Origin of the sequence: Pseudomonas sp. FDAARGOS_380 (genome assembly GCF_002591235.1) — a bacterium.
GTDB lineage: Bacteria > Pseudomonadota > Gammaproteobacteria > Pseudomonadales > Pseudomonadaceae > Aquipseudomonas > Aquipseudomonas salmasensis.
This window is the reverse complement of record NZ_CP023969.1, coordinates 4,562,714-4,577,016: the sequence shown is the minus strand read 5'-3', so window position 1 is coordinate 4,577,016 and position 14,303 is coordinate 4,562,714. Positions and strand designations below refer to the sequence as shown.

General features: G+C 53.2%; 18 protein-coding genes and 1 tRNA gene. 6 read left to right on the top strand and 13 right to left on the bottom strand.

Annotated features, from left to right (window positions below; translation table 11 throughout):
• Window positions 1-91: 91 nt before the first annotated feature.
• From CRN80_RS21620 to mutT, 5 genes are all read right to left on the bottom strand, one after another.
• Window positions 92-832: a hypothetical protein gene (locus CRN80_RS21620; RefSeq protein ID WP_098951049.1), complete on the bottom strand. Its 741-nt coding sequence runs from the start codon at window positions 830-832 to the stop codon at window positions 92-94.
• Between the two features lie 306 nt (window positions 833-1,138).
• The gene (locus CRN80_RS21615) at window positions 1,139-1,336 is read right to left on the bottom strand and encodes a hypothetical protein (RefSeq protein WP_032896718.1); all 198 of its coding nucleotides are present in this window, start codon (window positions 1,334-1,336) and stop codon (window positions 1,139-1,141) included.
• Between the two features lie 804 nt (window positions 1,337-2,140).
• Window positions 2,141-2,335: a hypothetical protein gene (locus CRN80_RS30930; protein ID WP_138183561.1), complete on the bottom strand. Its 195-nt coding sequence runs from the start codon at window positions 2,333-2,335 to the stop codon at window positions 2,141-2,143.
• 14 nt (window positions 2,336-2,349) lie between these two features.
• Complete coding sequence (locus CRN80_RS21605; RefSeq protein ID WP_256588530.1) at window positions 2,350-3,174, bottom strand: HNH endonuclease; 825 nt, start codon at window positions 3,172-3,174, stop codon at window positions 2,350-2,352.
• Entirely contained in the window at window positions 3,167-3,556 is a 390-nt protein-coding gene (mutT, locus tag CRN80_RS21600; protein WP_098951043.1) for an 8-oxo-dGTP diphosphatase MutT, read from the bottom strand. The genes CRN80_RS21605 and mutT overlap by 8 nt, the downstream gene beginning before the upstream one ends.
• A gap of 368 nt (window positions 3,557-3,924) precedes the next feature.
• Here mutT and CRN80_RS21595 point away from each other — a divergent pair, with 368 nt between their 5' ends.
• From CRN80_RS21595 to CRN80_RS30925, 3 genes are all read left to right on the top strand, one after another.
• Window positions 3,925-4,770 carry a TIR domain-containing protein gene (locus tag CRN80_RS21595; protein WP_098951042.1) on the top strand — a complete coding sequence of 282 codons (846 nt, stop codon included), beginning with the start codon at window positions 3,925-3,927 and terminating at the stop codon, window positions 4,768-4,770.
• Window positions 4,771-5,042: 272 nt separating this feature from the next.
• Window positions 5,043-5,360, top strand: a complete 318-nt coding sequence (locus CRN80_RS21590) for a hypothetical protein (protein WP_098951040.1) — start codon at window positions 5,043-5,045, stop codon at window positions 5,358-5,360.
• 72 nt (window positions 5,361-5,432) lie between these two features.
• Window positions 5,433-5,720 carry a hypothetical protein gene (locus tag CRN80_RS30925; protein ID WP_138183560.1) on the top strand — a complete coding sequence of 96 codons (288 nt, stop codon included), beginning with the start codon at window positions 5,433-5,435 and terminating at the stop codon, window positions 5,718-5,720.
• Between the two features lie 142 nt (window positions 5,721-5,862).
• Here the strand turns inward: CRN80_RS30925 and CRN80_RS21585 are convergent, their stop codons facing one another.
• Window positions 5,863-6,276 carry a hypothetical protein gene (locus CRN80_RS21585; protein ID WP_098951038.1) on the bottom strand — a complete coding sequence of 138 codons (414 nt, stop codon included), beginning with the start codon at window positions 6,274-6,276 and terminating at the stop codon, window positions 5,863-5,865.
• Between the two features lie 26 nt (window positions 6,277-6,302).
• Between CRN80_RS21585 and CRN80_RS21580 the strand changes: the two genes are divergently transcribed.
• Complete coding sequence (locus CRN80_RS21580; RefSeq protein ID WP_256588528.1) at window positions 6,303-6,863, top strand: hypothetical protein; 561 nt, start codon at window positions 6,303-6,305, stop codon at window positions 6,861-6,863.
• Window positions 6,864-7,585: 722 nt separating this feature from the next.
• Entirely contained in the window at window positions 7,586-8,701 is a 1,116-nt protein-coding gene (locus CRN80_RS21570) for a DUF4238 domain-containing protein (protein WP_098951036.1), read from the top strand.
• A 54-nt stretch (window positions 8,702-8,755) separates the two neighbouring features.
• Here the strand turns inward: CRN80_RS21570 and umuC are convergent, their stop codons facing one another.
• The 3 genes from umuC to CRN80_RS21550 all read right to left on the bottom strand — a co-directional run bounded on the left by umuC (window position 8,756) and on the right by CRN80_RS21550 (window position 10,964).
• Window positions 8,756-10,030, bottom strand: a complete 1,275-nt coding sequence (gene umuC, locus CRN80_RS21565; RefSeq protein WP_098951034.1) for a translesion error-prone DNA polymerase V subunit UmuC — start codon at window positions 10,028-10,030, stop codon at window positions 8,756-8,758.
• On the bottom strand, window positions 10,023-10,448 hold the full coding sequence (locus CRN80_RS21560; protein WP_098951032.1) for a LexA family transcriptional regulator: 426 nt from the start codon (window positions 10,446-10,448) through the stop codon (window positions 10,023-10,025). Before CRN80_RS21560 ends, umuC begins: the two co-directional genes overlap by 8 nt.
• Before the next feature lie 425 nt (window positions 10,449-10,873).
• Window positions 10,874-10,964, bottom strand: a tRNA-Ser gene (locus tag CRN80_RS21550).
• Between the two features lie 152 nt (window positions 10,965-11,116).
• Between CRN80_RS21550 and CRN80_RS21545 the strand changes: the two genes are divergently transcribed.
• The gene (locus CRN80_RS21545) at window positions 11,117-11,788 is read left to right on the top strand and encodes a Bax inhibitor-1/YccA family protein (RefSeq protein ID WP_003192030.1); all 672 of its coding nucleotides are present in this window, start codon (window positions 11,117-11,119) and stop codon (window positions 11,786-11,788) included.
• A gap of 71 nt (window positions 11,789-11,859) precedes the next feature.
• Here CRN80_RS21545 and murB read toward each other — a convergent pair whose 3' ends face one another.
• From murB to CRN80_RS21525, 4 genes are read right to left on the bottom strand one after another with little or no spacing between them, the layout of a single operon-like run.
• Window positions 11,860-12,879 (bottom strand): UDP-N-acetylmuramate dehydrogenase, encoded by a 1,020-nt coding sequence (gene murB, locus CRN80_RS21540; RefSeq protein WP_098951030.1) that lies wholly within the window; start codon window positions 12,877-12,879, stop codon window positions 11,860-11,862.
• Entirely contained in the window at window positions 12,876-13,340 is a 465-nt protein-coding gene (locus CRN80_RS21535; protein WP_098951028.1) for a low molecular weight protein-tyrosine-phosphatase, read from the bottom strand. The genes murB and CRN80_RS21535 overlap by 4 nt, the downstream gene beginning before the upstream one ends.
• The gene (kdsB, locus tag CRN80_RS21530; RefSeq protein ID WP_056783729.1) at window positions 13,340-14,104 is read right to left on the bottom strand and encodes a 3-deoxy-manno-octulosonate cytidylyltransferase; all 765 of its coding nucleotides are present in this window, start codon (window positions 14,102-14,104) and stop codon (window positions 13,340-13,342) included. The genes CRN80_RS21535 and kdsB overlap by 1 nt, the downstream gene beginning before the upstream one ends.
• Window positions 14,101-14,286: a Trm112 family protein gene (locus tag CRN80_RS21525; protein ID WP_003174668.1), complete on the bottom strand. Its 186-nt coding sequence runs from the start codon at window positions 14,284-14,286 to the stop codon at window positions 14,101-14,103. The genes kdsB and CRN80_RS21525 overlap by 4 nt, the downstream gene beginning before the upstream one ends.
• Window positions 14,287-14,303 lie beyond the last annotated feature (17 nt).

Genomic DNA, 14,303 nt, shown 5'->3' with positions numbered 1-14,303 from the left:
CAGGCAAGCGTTTCAAGCCACAGGAGGCAAGATAGGCCGCTTCCTACAGCGGAAAGGGAAACACCGCACTGATTGGTCGATGCGACGGGCCTCACTGCACCGGCAGGAAATTCATCAGCAACAAGCTTTGTGCGTAATTGAGGCCGATACGTCGGTAACGCTCATCGAGGATTTGGGTCAGCAGGTCCAAACGCGCGACGATCTTGCCGAACTCAACAGCAAAACTGAGGTTACTGCCCTCCTCCGATATTTCATTGGAAAACAACAGCAACACGCCATTGGCATCCTGACGCTGGCTGAGCAGCCAGGTGGCCTTTTCGATATTGCGCGCGGCATTGCTGACAAACTGCGGGTTGATCGAGTCGGTCACATAAAACTGCGTGCGCCCGCCGTGGGCGGTCACGAGCATGCTGCCAATCGCATAGATGAACGCGCCGACGCGGTCGCCGCGAAAGTCGGGGCTCAGGGAATAGCTCAGGGCAGCCAGGTCACGCCGGTCACCCAGTGCGGGCAAGGGTTGCCGATTTTCGATGGCCTTGCGGATTTGCCGGGCGGCGGTCACCGCATCCGGATAGCCCGATTGACGCCATTGGTTGGGGTTGCGCAGGTAGAGCTTGCTCATCAGCAAGTAGAGGCTTTGCAGGTTGTCACGCATGCCCAAGGTGGCCATGCGGTCGACGCTGGTCTGGAAGAACTCATCGGGCTTGCCATCGCTGAACTGCCTGGCGATATCGCGGCCCTGTTGTTGGCTGCAGCCTGTTGCGCAGAGCGCGAAAACCGCAACAAGCAGCAGCGGCCATCGGGAGGTGGAAACAGTTGACGTTCGATCCATCGGCACCGTGTCTGATCTGTGGGCCACGCGCAGGAGTCGGGTGGCTGGGACAGGGGTAGATCAGCAAAATGCAAAAAAGTGCAGCGGTGCGGGTCGGATCAGCATAGGACTACAGCAACGAGGTGAACGAGACCACGCTACCCGAGCCATCAAGCGCCCACTCTGTAGGAGCGAGCTTGCTCGCGAAAAACTCACAGGCGCCGCGTTCAATCAAGAAACACGCGTTATCGTTGACGTTTTTCGCGAGCAAGCTCGCTCCTACAACCGCATTACGGCACAGGGCCGGGCTCGTTTGCCTGAACGCCTTCAGGTGTCGGGATGTTCACTTGCTACGGAATCGGCCGCGTCTACATCCGACATGTCTTCCTCAAGCGGTGCCTCGTCGTCCGGCGGCAGCGGGACATTGTCCTCATCGCGCCGAGGGTCATGCCCTGTCTCGTTATCGGTGCCCCGGGTAACCGCTTGCTGGGAAATGTTGCCTGGGGCTTTTTCGTTGATTTCCATGCTGGCTCTCTCCGTTTATCGCTCGGGATATCCGTGCTTAAGATTGAGAGGTAGCAACGGATGAAGAGTGCCGGATGTTAGACGAATGGCGGTTCGTCTTTGAAAGGTATGAATGCGACAAACAGCATTTGTTTGATTATCAGCACACCCAGACCCCAGAAACGCAAAAGCCCCGCTTTCGCGAGGCTTTCGTGTAAATCTTGGCGGGAAACCAGGGATTCGAACCCTGGAGACGCTATTAACGTCCGCCGGTTTTCAAGACCGATATGTAAACTCAAGCGGGCCGGTGTGTTGAAGGCGGACAGCGTTCCATAACTCGCAGTTAGCTACCAATCTACAAGCCTTATTCTGCAAGGGGCGCGATTTTAGTTTGGGAACTGTTTTTGCTCCCACCCGGCGCTTGCAGCTTGAACAGAACCTGCGGAGGCTCTGACGATGAAATCGTCGCCCCCCGCTTACCGGTTTCACGCCGTATCAAAGTTGATTGGGCCGGTTCCAACCACCCACTCGTCACCCAGGTAGCGTGGCTTCAATGGCATACGCCCAGGCATATCCTGGTGAATATGAAGCCAGTACCCAGACCGATCAGACTTTGCAACGATCTCAACCACAAACTGACTTGCGTCGTCGACCGACCATTTAATGGCGGCGGCCATTTTTGCGTTGTTGCTTGTAGATCGAGAGGCCATAGCGAATACCTTTCAGAGGAAAGGTATCGATAGGCTAACCCCAGTTCACAAAAATAAAACTGCCATTTGTCGTCTTCGCCGATGGATGCCGTATCCATGCCTAAGTGGTTATCTTTTAAACCGATCCTTTCTTCGAGTGCAGCACAAACGCTCGTAAATGAGTCAATGCGGCCGTTTCAGGGGCCAGGCCACGCAGAGTAGTAGCCCGGTGACTACCATCAGGAAGGTAAACAATCAGCTCATCTCCTTCCACGTAGTAGCTGCTGGTGTACGTAACTCCGCCATGATCAAAACTGATTTCTTCTTCCATAAACCGCACCTGTATTAGTGAGCGTTCAACCGTGCTACCAAAAGCTTTCTATCTGCCTGGTCATCTAGGACGTGCATTTTTCTATGACAATTAGGGCAAAGCGCTACAGTATTTTCCACCGTATCGGCTCCACCGTGTACGAGCCATTCAATGTGGTGCGTCTCGAGATAGGGAGCGCCATCCCTCCTATTGAATGGTGCAGCTTCCTGGCATAAATCACACTGCCCCTTTGACCTGCGCTTTGCATGCTCTGCGACCCAGGGTGAGCGTTGATACTGCGTAACTCTGGTATTGCGCTTTCCCACATTGACTCGACCCTGCCGCCGAGCAAGAACCTCAACCTCGCCGTCACTCAATTTACGAGCCCTCTTTTCTTTGAGCTGGCTCAGTTGTTTCAGCGTGGTGTCTGGAATTGCCGGCGGAACACCCGACTTTAAGCGCAGTGGGAAGATCCAAACGAAACGTTCTTGATCTTCTACATCCAGCTGCATCTCCTGGTAAGGCTTGTCAGCCAGAAGCACCTCACCGATATAGGTATAGGTCTTGGCCGTAAAAACCTCGAACAAATGAACGCTAATGCCATTGAAACCCGACTCATTCAACGTCCTGTTTTGGTTGAACTCCAACGACTGGCTTCCAATTTGCCCCATGCCTGTGTAATGCAGCACATCATCAACCCAGCGATCGTCATAAATTGACGCCACGTGATTGGAGACAATAACAAGGGTGTTGGTCCGATTCGACCGGCGCATTCCTCCTTGAGGACTGCAGAGAAAATGTAGAATCAGATCGTCGTTGTTGAGGTTGGCACCTGGCGCAGGGGGAGCAAAATTAACCATATTGTCGGATGATCTCTTCGGCAATGGGGATATCGGCAGGAGCTAAGTCGTAGCTCAGCAGTTCGTAAGGCCCCACCCACTCATATAAGTCATGGACCTGTAAGGTGAACTGCGTAGATTTCAGTTCGACCAAAATGGCGATTAGCTCGATGGTGCCGCCGGGGTAGCTATAGGTCGTGGTAATGAGAATTTCGCCTGCGACAGAAGCAACGCATAGCTCCTCATCTAACTCTCGGACGATGCATTCTTGAGGAGTTTCCCCCTGCTCAACTTTTCCACCAGGGAACTCCCACATGCCCGCAAGGCTCTGCCCTGGAGCCCGACGAGAGATAAGGATTTTTCCATCGAGATAAACGACCGAGGCGGCCACCTGTTTTTTCATACTGCGGGCCTTTTCGCCAAGTCCGAGGGACACATAGAAGCCAGATCGCCATCATCACATCGGATTTACTCAATCGCAAATTATTGAGTGCCATTGCACACGGTCTCTCCGCTATTGGCTGGCGCGGCAACTGAAAATAGCGCCTGAATCGTATTCGCAACGCCTGGAATGACGACTCAACTTCACGGTATAACCACTCCTTCTTTTTTGATAGGAGAGCCCTCGCTCTGAGATCAGCCCAATGCCCACTGGCAACGCACCTGCAACCGAAAACAGTCGACGACATGGCGTGTTCCGTAAACCAATGCGGTGACAGAGGGAATGGGGAAGCGTTAAAGTAGAAAAATTTCACTCAAGGGTAGTCGCAAATGAAAATTTTTATTAGTTGGTCCGGGGATACCAGTAGACGAATTGGCGAAGCATTCAGAAACTGGCTACCAATGGTGCTGCAAACTGTCAAGCCTTATTACACGCCATCAGATATTGATAAAGGCATGCGATGGTCCACTGATATAGCAGGAGAGCTTGAGTCGTCCTCAGCAGGTATTTTTTGCGTAACCCCGGAAAATATAAACAGCCAGTGGCTGATGTTTGAGGCTGGCGCAATATCCAAACAGGTCGGGAACTCTTTAGTCTGTCCAATTCTGTTCGGAATGGAAACAAGCGACTTATATGGCCCATTAACTCAATTCCAAACAACCCTATTCAACAAATCCGACATTAGAAAGCTAATTTTTAACTTAAACAAATCTAACGAAGGGAACGTTCTGGTCGAAAATATCCTAAGCCATGTCTTTGACCAGTTCTGGCCAGATCTTGAGCAGCAGATTCACGAAATACTTAAAGCAAGCCAGGAAAACACACCCACTCAAACTAAGCCTCGCGATGAAAGAGACCTACTTGAAGAAATTCTTGATATAACCAGAGCTTTAGCCATACAGAAAACCGGTGGTTTCAAAGCGCACGACGAACTTAACATGCTAGTATCTGACTTCTTGGCAAGCTTCTCAGCAGTTTTTGGTATGGACTGGGAACACACCAAAATATGTCTGGAACATGGAGACATGTTCATAAGAGAATATGGATCTTTTATTACACCAATGGTCGCAGATGAAGAAAATAATTGGGCAAATCGAGCATCTCTCCTTAGAGCCTATCGCACACTTATTGAATACATTGAAACTCACAAGATAGATATACGTACTAATTTTTAAACTGCAGCCCAGTTGCCAGAGCTTAAATTCAAACCCAACTGTGTAGGGGATGAGGGGTAAGCTCGTGGTTGCTGCCTCTAATGCCCGTCTACATCAGGTTGTATAAATGGCATAACGCGAGCAGAGTAAGGTGTTCGCAGGCAGCAATCGGCCAAACGCAGCCCGTGGACACCCTAATGGCGAAACAGTAGCTTATGTTGCTAGCGGGCGAGAAACACTCAACAGCGGATCATCCCGCCCATGCCGCGTTTCACTTTGGACGATGTCGAGAAATGGGACCGAAAACTGAAGAGTTGATCTGCATTCTTGATCAGCTTGCAATCGTGCTCGAAAGCGATGGAGCCACCCGCTGGAGCTTTTGGATGCGTAAGGCAAGGGCACTATTGCTGGATTCTGATTACTCTGGGATTGAGTATCTACTGTCAGCCTATGGCGGAATGGGCTCATTAAATGATCTCATTCTTGGTCAAAGCTATGTCGATGGCGTCCTTTCTTGGAATCCAGGTCATGTCGAGCTAAACGAAAAATTCATTGAGTTGCGCAACAACGCCCAACAGCTCGCCAACGCAATAAAACTGTCTCAAACTTGATCAGGCACCCAAACAATGCCCCCGCAGCCACGTTTGTGCATTCCCTTCGCGTCAAACCTTAGACGGCAATAGATGAACCCAACTCTCGACACGGCAGCCAATGGACATCTGACACTCAGTTTCAACGAGTTGTCAGACGCTTGTTGGCTTTCGCTAGCTGAAAACCTGATCAAACGCCGAGGATTCAAACGATTGGGTTCATCTGTCATAGGCGTTGATGAAAAAATTCACCAGAATTTCCAATGTGCTGAGTTCAGCCTCGCAGCTGGCTGGGACAATTGGTCTGGGCATTATTTGCTATCAGACTCAGTGGCGGGCGATGTTTTTCTGCAGAAGCTATTCGACTATCTCAGCTCCTGACAGGCGACTCAAGTCATTCGCTCCGCTTACTGGGAATGCGCGCCTGGGCGTTCGAGAACGTCTGCAATGGGTCGGTTCCGGTCTTTCTCGAACGGCTACAATCGACCCACATCAGACGTCGAGGGCCCTAGTTATGTGCCGCTCAGCAAACGATTTCGCACCGTGCTTCAGCGGCCTGTACTCGTAATGTCAGACCAGACTCGAAGCGCATGACAAGGTGATGATCTGGTTGGATGTTATCTGTGAGGTAGAAGGTTTGTGTCTCAGCACTGGACTCCACCGCCCCAATCGAATGAAGAACATTACCGTCACTGTCAACCGGGTTTCCATCCCGGCCACTCGCTGAAAAGTAGTCAACCTCATGGAAGCTGATAGTAATCTTGCGTGCTTCTTCAGGCGGCACCCCAGCGTCACTCCGTCGAGTAAAGCTAAGTACAACCGACCGATCCACGATGTCGTAATTAATGGCGCTGGCTTGATAGAAGTTATGCAGATCGTATGCACGGCCGTGAATCTCAACCTCGATATGCCCGAACACGAAACCATGGAATTGCATTGATTAGCCCCTATGATACTAACGGTATGCGTGCATCGTACTGCATCATCGCAATGGCCGCTTTTGGCCGTTTGCTGCCTGTCGTGACGAGCAGCAAACGGCCAGAAGCAGACATTCAAACCGCTAGCCAAATACACTGTCGAGAAGATCGCATTCAGAAATTTTGGTGCAAGTGTGAAGCCAAGGAAAAGGGAGGATTCATGAGTCTTGATCTATGCTTGGAAGCTGATAATACGCTCACAATTTCGACGCTGAGCAAAGCACTTGCGAATGCTGGTGCCTGGGAAATAGAGGTCGCAGGAAATGGGCTATACGCTGAATTTAACTCGGGACTTAAATTGAGTACCAAAGACGTACTCGATGACCCTACGATTTATGCTGAGAATACAATGGGTATCGCCTTCCCTGTCGCGGTGCGTTGCACCATCAGAATAAAAGGGCCCGAACCAGAGGGGGAGTCGGCTATGGAAGATTTGGATAAAATCGCTCAGTCCATATTTCAATCGTGTTCGGCCTTCTTTCTTATTAGCTTTCAGTTCGAACAAACCTTGTACTGGCGAGATGCGACAGGACTGCATCGTCCTTGAGGTAGGTGCCTGCGCGTCCTCTTTCAAACATTTCTGAATGGTGTTTTTCGGACGAAAGCGGCCCTGAATTGAGGAGCTGCTTTTGGCCGTTGCTGCTCCTCGGGGTAACAGGCCAGATGCTAAGACGGAACGTATCGGAAGAGTGTTATGACAAACAGCAAAAAGCCGCAACACTGCACGATCTGCGCACGCCTACTCGACAATCCGGAAGATCCCCTATCAGGCAATACCGGCGGGGATTGCTGGGCATGCATAGGCGCTATCGAGGCGGAAATGGGATGCGCAGAGTCGCTCGACTACGTACGCCAAGAATACGAGGCAGGACTTCGGCCTGGCTGGATCGATCCGTTCAAGCCATAACTCGAAAGCTGGATTACGACTGCTTTGAGTCGTAAGCAGCCTCTCGCTACGTCGCATCGCTCACACCCCGATTGTGTAGGAGTATGTGGAGAATTTTAGGGGATAGGCCCGTGCTCGCGGGTTGCGACGCCCGCTTAAGGCAGGTTGCATAAGTGCATAATGGGCATTAGATGGCATAGAATGGCGTATGGTTTGCCCCATTTTTGCCCCAGATATGCTCGAGCTCGCTTTGTTTCCTGCGGGTGCCCCTACGATCTTTAATCTATACACCCCTAAAACTCTTTAATCCGAGCCTACAGCCACCCTGCATTTGGTACGCTAGCACCTCACACGTGCCAAGAACCAGGGAGCGGCCCTCATCAATGCCAGCCAATAAAAAACACCATTACGTCCCGAGGGTATATCTTAAAAACTTTTCATCTAACGAAAAGACAATAAATTTATACAACTTGAGCAGAGACATTGTTATTCGTGAGGGAAAACTAAAATCCCAATGCTATCGCGATTATCTTTACGGCGAGGAAGACAAACTGGAAAAAGCTCTTGGACTGGTTGAAAACCAAGCAGCTAAACTATTCCGAAAAATTCGAAGAGAGCTGAAACCACCTCAAGCTGAAAGCAATGACTTCGTAAATTTTCTAATGTTCGTGATCTATCAACGCAGTCGGACTCTTTATGCTGCCAGAGCAATCAATGAAATGCTTGTAGCAATGGCTAAAAAATTTATTTCATATAGACCCGACGTCCCAGAAGATATTTTTGACAAGATCACTATTAAGGTTAATGAACCAGCAATCCATGCATTGAGAGCTGCGAACCATTCGCTACACTTTGCCCTGGACTTGTCATGTAAATTGCTTCTCGCGAAAAAAGGGACAGAATTTATAACATCTGATAATCCCGTGGTGTTCTACAATCAAGCTTTGGAAGGATGCCACTCTCACCAAGGAATAGGTACAGCGTCTAAAGGACTACAAATTTTCTTCCCGATTTCCCCAGAAATATCGATATTGTTCTATGACGCCAGCATCTATAAAGTTGGTGGCAGACGCGAACAGACAATCCAAATTACCGAACAGCACGACATGGATCAGATCAACATCCTGATGCTAGCGAATGCCGAAGAGAACATTTATTTTCTTACCAGCGACCGGATAAATTTAAGGGAAATAAAGCAAGGTAAAAGATTTCGTATTGAAAATACCGGCAAGCTCCATACCCTACCTGGAAAGAGGACCGAACAGGAACACTCCGACATACTCATACATCAAGGAATTCGACCAAAAACGGGGCTTCGGCTTTCTTTTTTGAAGGAGCTAGCGACCGCCGTCGAACTGAAGTTTTTAGTTAATAGCGGACACCTTCGTAATCCTGGCTTACTTCGCGACCCCGCACTGGTGACGTGGGATAAGCGATGGCAGGAGAGTGTTGAATCAGGCAACCAACAGAATTTCTTTGAGTTCATTGCCTCTCAGTGACAAATACATCGTAGGTTCGCTAGCAAACAAACCACTTGGCCCGACGCCTCCCAATCACACACATGAAACCTTCCAAAGCTGATCAAGCTTAGTTGTGTAGTTCTGACTCATCATCTCGCGCCTCATACCCCATTGGGGATTGGTAGGTACACTGGCTGATCGCAGTGTCCCTCTACCCCACCGTTCGTTGATTTGGTCCAACACTGTCATCACCCGCGTTGCCTCTGCCGGCTGCGATTTAGCGAACAGGTCATCGATGTACTCACCAGGCTGGCATAGGTCGAGCAGCATTACCTCTGCCTTGCTATAATTGAAGCCTGGTCGAAATACACGATCAAGCGCACCTACCGCCGCCTGGATGAGCAGGCGCACGTCGTCAGTGGGGTAAGGCATATCTACCACCACACCATTGGCGTATTTCGCCTCTTCCGGATTGAACATGCCGGTACGGATGCTCACGCGTACCTTCTTGCACAGCGAGTTCTGGGCGCGAAGCTTCTCAGAAGCTCGCATCATGTAGGTGACCACCGCCTCTTTGATAGGCGGCAGCTCCGTCAGCCGCTGGCCGAACATTCGACTGCAGCAGATCTCCTGCTTTGGCGGATCCGGCTCGTCCAGCTCCAAGCAAGGCGTGCCGCCCAGCTCCCTGGCCGTCTTCTCGATCACAACGCTGAACTTCTTACGGAGCGTCCATGGTTCCGCCTTAGCCAAATCCATAGCAGACTTGATTCCCATAGTATCGAGGTGAAGTTTCATCTTTCGGCCAACGCCCCACACCTCCGCCACATCCGTATTACGCAGCACCCAGTCTCGCTTAACCGGATCAGTGATATTGACCACACCACCGGTCTGCGATTGCAGGCGCTTCGCAGTGTGGTTTGCCAGCTTCGCCAGGGTCTTTGTATAAGCGATACCAACACCAACAGGTATGCCGGTGCAGCGAAGTACTTGGGCGCGGATCTGCCGGCCTAAGGCATCTAAACCACCCACACCGGTCAGATCGGCGAATGCCTCGTCAATGCTGTACACCTCAACAGCCGGCACCAGCGATTCAATCACGCTCATGACGCGCAGGCTCATATCCCCGTACAGCGCGTAATTCGACGAGAAGGCCACAATCCCGTGCTTTCTGAGCTTGTACTTAATCTGAAAATACGGTTCGCCCATTTTGACGAAGGGAGAGGCTTCATAGCTACGCGCAATGACACAGCCATCGTTGTTACTCAAGACTACGATTGGGACGCGCGCCAGGTCCGGGCGAAACACGCGCTCACAGCTAGCGTAGAAACGGTTGCAGTCGACAAGTGCGAATACAGGCGATTTAGACATGACTGCGCACTGTGCTGGTGATCACGCCCCAGATTGATAGCTCATCCCCTTCGAGAACATAACGCGCCGGGTATTTGGGGTTCTCTGACAGGAGGATCACCTCCCGGCCGCGCTTACATAGACGTTTGCAGACGGGTTCATTGTTCAGCAGCGCCACTACAACATGCCCATGAGCAGGCTCAATGGCACGATCCACCACCGCGAGGTCTCCTTCGAAGATACCAATCCCTTGCATGCTTTCCCCGGTGATTGCTACCAGATACACATGCGGTGCGCGGATATTCAGAACCTCATCCAATGAGATGTGCTGCTCAATATGGTCCGCTGCCGGCGAAGGGAAGCCAGCCGGAACCTGGAACGAACACATAGGCAGCTTCGCGCCTGCCTCAGGGATAGGACCTAGAATGGTGAAGCTCATGATGCGGCCTTTTACATATACTGTACGAATGTACAGTTAACTTTGAAGGACGCTTGCGGTCAATTTTTCTGTAGGGGATTTCGACAGACGGAGAAGGCGTATGTGCGGGCGATTTGTGCAGTACGAAGGGATGGCGGTCTTCATTGAAGAACTGAGCCCCCAAATAGAGCTATTCAGCGGCTATGACGCTCAGCCAATTGATCGCTACAACGTCGCTCCGTCGACACGGGTTCAGTTGCTGCACACCGCAGAGGACGGGCTGCATATCGATGCAGTTAAATGGGGATAGGCGCCGTTCTGGGCCAAGGGCAAACGCCCCGACCCGATTACCCGTAAGTTTCGGAACCCCTCTCAGAAACCGCCTCTGCCTATCCAAACCCCGAAAACGCAAAAGCCCCGCAATAGCGGGGCTTTCGTGTAAATCTTGGCGGGAAACCAGGGATTCGAACCCTGGAGACGCTATTAACGTCCGCCGGTTTTCAAGACCGGTGCATTCAACCACTCTGCCAATTTCCCTTGTGCATCACAGGATTATAGTAGCCCATCCCGTGTCAGCGGGCGCCATAATACCCGAATGAAACACACTGTCAAACTCTCTGCATCGCTTGTTACAGGGCGTCTGTTATGATCTTTGCGACTGAACGTTTCAAAACTGAAGGAGTGTCGCCATGCGCGAACAGAATTACGCAGTGAATGGCAACGCGCAGGCTGAGCAGCTTGAAGTCAGCCGCGTGTTGCGCAACACCTACGGCTTGCTCGCCCTTACCCTCGCATTCAGCGGCGTGATGGCTTACGTGGCCCAGCAGATGCGCGTCGGTTACCCGAATATCTTTGTCGTGTTGATCGGCTTCTACGGTCTGTTCTTCCTGACCAACAAGCTGCGTGACTCGGCCTGGGGCCTGGTGTCGGCGTTTGCCTTGACCGGTTTCATGGGCTTTATCCTCGGCCCGATCCTTAACCGTTACCTGGGCATGGCCGGCGGTGCGGAAGTGGTCAGTTCGGCATTTGCCATGACGGCCCTGGTGTTTGGTGGTCTGTCGGCCTACGTGCTGATCAGCCGTAAGGACATGAGCTTCCTGGGTGGCTTCATCACCGCAGGTTTCTTCGTGTTGCTGGCGGCCGTGGTGGCCAGCATGTTCTTCCAGATCAGCGGCCTGCAACTGGCGATCAGCGCGGGTTTTGTGCTGTTTTCCTCGGTGTGCATCCTGTTCCAGACCAGCGCCATCATCCACGGCGGTGAGCGTAACTACATCATGGCGACCATTAGCCTGTATGTGTCGATCTACAACCTGTTCATCAGCCTGTTGCAGATCTTCGGCATCATGAGCCGCGATGACTGATCAGCCAGCGCAATAAAAAATGCCCCGTATCGCGAGATACGGGGCATTTTCATTTTCAGGCCCGATAAAGCTCAGTACTGATTGGGTTCCATTTCCAGCTCGACCTTGAAGCGCTTGAAGATATCTTGCTGGATGCTTAGCGCCAGGCTGGCAATCTCCTGCCCGGTGGCAGTGCCGTAATTGACCAGCACCAGCGCTTGCAGCTTATGCACGCCCGCATCGCCCTCCCGGAAGCCCTTCCAACCGGCCTTGTCGATCAGCCAGCCGGCGGCGAGTTTCATTTGGCCGTCGGCCTGAGGGTAGGCCACCAGGTCCGGGTACTGGCTTCGCAGCTCTACAGCCAGGGCTTGAGGTACCAGCGGATTCTTGAAGAAGCTGCCCGCATTGCCCAGCTCCGCCGGGTCTGGCAGTTTCTCGCGGCGAATGCTGCAGATCGCGCGGCTCACATCGCTTGGCGTGGCGTGGGTGATGCCCTGCGCGGTCAGGCGCTGTTGCACGGGGCCGTAGTCGAGTTTCAGGTGAGTGGCGCGGCTAAGGGCAAAGCGCACCCGCAGGATCAGCCAACGCCCGACTTCGTGCTTGAACAGGCTGTCACGGTAGGCAAAGTTGCATTCGTCCAGGCTGAAATCCCGCAGCTCGCCCGTCTGGCGGTCCAGGGCGGTGAGGCCGACGAAGACATCCTTGATTTCTACGCCATAGGCACCGATGTTCTGCATCGGCGCCGCACCGACCGTGCCGGGGATGAGGCTGAGGTTTTCCAGGCCGCAGAAGCCGTGTTCAAGGGTCCACAGTACAAACGGATGCCAGGCTTCGCCCGCTTCGGCTTCGACCACCACGTGCGTGCCATCGTCGCTCAGCACGCGAATGCCCTGGGTCGCCATACGCAACACCAGCGCCGGAATATCCTGGGTCAACAGTAAATTGCTGCCGCCACCGATCACCAGCAACGGCACCGCGTGCGCGGCGGCATAGGCGAGGGCCTCGCGCACGTCAGCATCACTGTGGGCCTCGGCGAACAATTGCGCGTTCACATCGATGCCAAAGCTGTTGAATGGCTTGAGCGATACCTGCGCAAGCACTTGCAAGGTCATAACCGCCCCTTCAATTCGATCACCAATAAATCACAGGCGCGTTCAATCAGGCCCAGGACCCGTTCGAAACCTTGCTCACCTTCATAGTAAGGGTCTGGCACTTCGTCCACTTCGCCAGCAAAGCGACGCAGGAACAAATCCAGCTCTGCCTTGCCCTGCCCCGGCTGCATGGCCTTGAGGTTGCGCAGGTTGCTGCTGTCCATGGCCAGGATCAGGTCATAGCGGGCAAAGTCCGCGCGGGAAACCTGCTGGGCACGCTGGCTCGACAAATCATAACCTCGCGCCAGCGCCGCACGCTGGCTGCGCTGGTCCGGTGGGTTGCCGACATGCCATTCGCCGGTACCGGCAGACGCCACCTCAACCTGGCCCGCCAAGCCGGCTTCGCGCAATTTATGGCGCAAGATGCCTTCAGCGGTTGGCGAGCGGCAGATATTGCCCAGGCATACAAACAGAACTTCCATCAGGCGCCCAGCAGGCGACGGACGCGTTCGAGGTCTTCCTGGGTGTCGACACCGGCTGGCGGTGCTTCCAAGGCATCGCCCACGTGGATACGCACGCCGTGCCAGAGCGCACGCAGTTGCTCAAGGGACTCGGTGTTTTCCAGCCAGCACGGGCCCCAGCTGACGAAGTCATGCAGGAAACCGGCGCGGTAGGCGTAAATGCCGATGTGGCGGCGATACGGCACACCTTCCGGCAACACGTCAGGGTGCTTGGCGAAGGCATCCCGTGCCCAGGGCAGCACTGAGCGACTGAACGTCAAGGCCAGGCCGTTGATATCGCTGACCACCTTCACCACGCTCGGGTTGAACAGCGTCTCAAGGTCTTCGATCGGCTCGGCCAGGGTCGCCATGCGCGCTTCGGCGTCGGCAGCCAGGTTGGCCGCGACCTGGTCAATGATGCTCGGCGGGATCAACGGCTCGTCACCCTGCACGTTCACCACAATGGCGTCGGGTGCCAGGCCAAGCTTGGTCGCCACTTCGGCCAGGCGGTCAGTGCCGGAATTATGGTCTTCGCGGGTCAGTACCGCTTCGGCGCCAAAACCTTTGCACGCCTCGATAATACGAGGGTCATCGGTGGCCACTACCACGCGCTCGGCGCTACTTTTGCACGCTTGCTCCCACACCAGCTGGACCATCGGCTTGTCGCCGATCATTTGCAACGGTTTGCCCGGCAGGCGCGTCGAGGCATAGCGCGAGGGAATCACAACGGTAAAGGCGGTGGTCATTTATCCAGGCGCTCATCGGTGGTCAGGGTACGGGCTTCGCTTTCGAGCATGACCGGGATGCCATCACGGATGGGGTAAGCCAGGCCGGCACCTTTGCTGATCAGCTCGGTTTTGTCGGCGCTGAGCTTGAGCGGGCCTTTGCAGATCGGGCAAGCGAGGATATCGAGCAGTTTGGTGTCCATGAGTGTTTCCTGGAAAG

Coding starts and splice junctions, on each gene's coding strand:
- murB (WP_098951030.1), bottom strand. CDS start 12,879: ATGACCTTGCAAGTGCTTGCGCAGGTATCGCTCAAGCCATTCAACAGC.
- CRN80_RS21535 (WP_098951028.1), bottom strand. CDS start 13,340: ATGGAAGTTCTGTTTGTATGCCTGGGCAATATCTGCCGCTCGCCAACC.
- CRN80_RS21560 (WP_098951032.1), bottom strand. CDS start 10,448: ATGAGCTTCACCATTCTAGGTCCTATCCCTGAGGCAGGCGCGAAGCTG.
- mutT (WP_098951043.1), bottom strand. CDS start 3,556: ATGAAAAAACAGGTGGCCGCCTCGGTCGTTTATCTCGATGGAAAAATC.
- CRN80_RS21545 (WP_003192030.1), top strand. CDS start 11,117: ATGCGCGAACAGAATTACGCAGTGAATGGCAACGCGCAGGCTGAGCAG.
- CRN80_RS21590 (WP_098951040.1), top strand. CDS start 5,043: ATGGGACCGAAAACTGAAGAGTTGATCTGCATTCTTGATCAGCTTGCA.
- CRN80_RS21525 (WP_003174668.1), bottom strand. CDS start 14,286: ATGGACACCAAACTGCTCGATATCCTCGCTTGCCCGATCTGCAAAGGC.
- CRN80_RS21580 (WP_256588528.1), top strand. CDS start 6,303: ATGCGTGCATCGTACTGCATCATCGCAATGGCCGCTTTTGGCCGTTTG.
- CRN80_RS21605 (WP_256588530.1), bottom strand. CDS start 3,174: ATGGTTAATTTTGCTCCCCCTGCGCCAGGTGCCAACCTCAACAACGAC.
- CRN80_RS21615 (WP_032896718.1), bottom strand. CDS start 1,336: ATGGAAATCAACGAAAAAGCCCCAGGCAACATTTCCCAGCAAGCGGTT.
- kdsB (WP_056783729.1), bottom strand. CDS start 14,104: ATGACCACCGCCTTTACCGTTGTGATTCCCTCGCGCTATGCCTCGACG.
- umuC (WP_098951034.1), bottom strand. CDS start 10,030: ATGTCTAAATCGCCTGTATTCGCACTTGTCGACTGCAACCGTTTCTAC.
- CRN80_RS21585 (WP_098951038.1), bottom strand. CDS start 6,276: ATGCAATTCCATGGTTTCGTGTTCGGGCATATCGAGGTTGAGATTCAC.
- CRN80_RS21570 (WP_098951036.1), top strand. CDS start 7,586: ATGCCAGCCAATAAAAAACACCATTACGTCCCGAGGGTATATCTTAAA.
- CRN80_RS21595 (WP_098951042.1), top strand. CDS start 3,925: ATGAAAATTTTTATTAGTTGGTCCGGGGATACCAGTAGACGAATTGGC.
- CRN80_RS21620 (WP_098951049.1), bottom strand. CDS start 832: ATGGATCGAACGTCAACTGTTTCCACCTCCCGATGGCCGCTGCTGCTT.
- CRN80_RS30925 (WP_138183560.1), top strand. CDS start 5,433: ATGAACCCAACTCTCGACACGGCAGCCAATGGACATCTGACACTCAGT.
- CRN80_RS30930 (WP_138183561.1), bottom strand. CDS start 2,335: ATGGAAGAAGAAATCAGTTTTGATCATGGCGGAGTTACGTACACCAGC.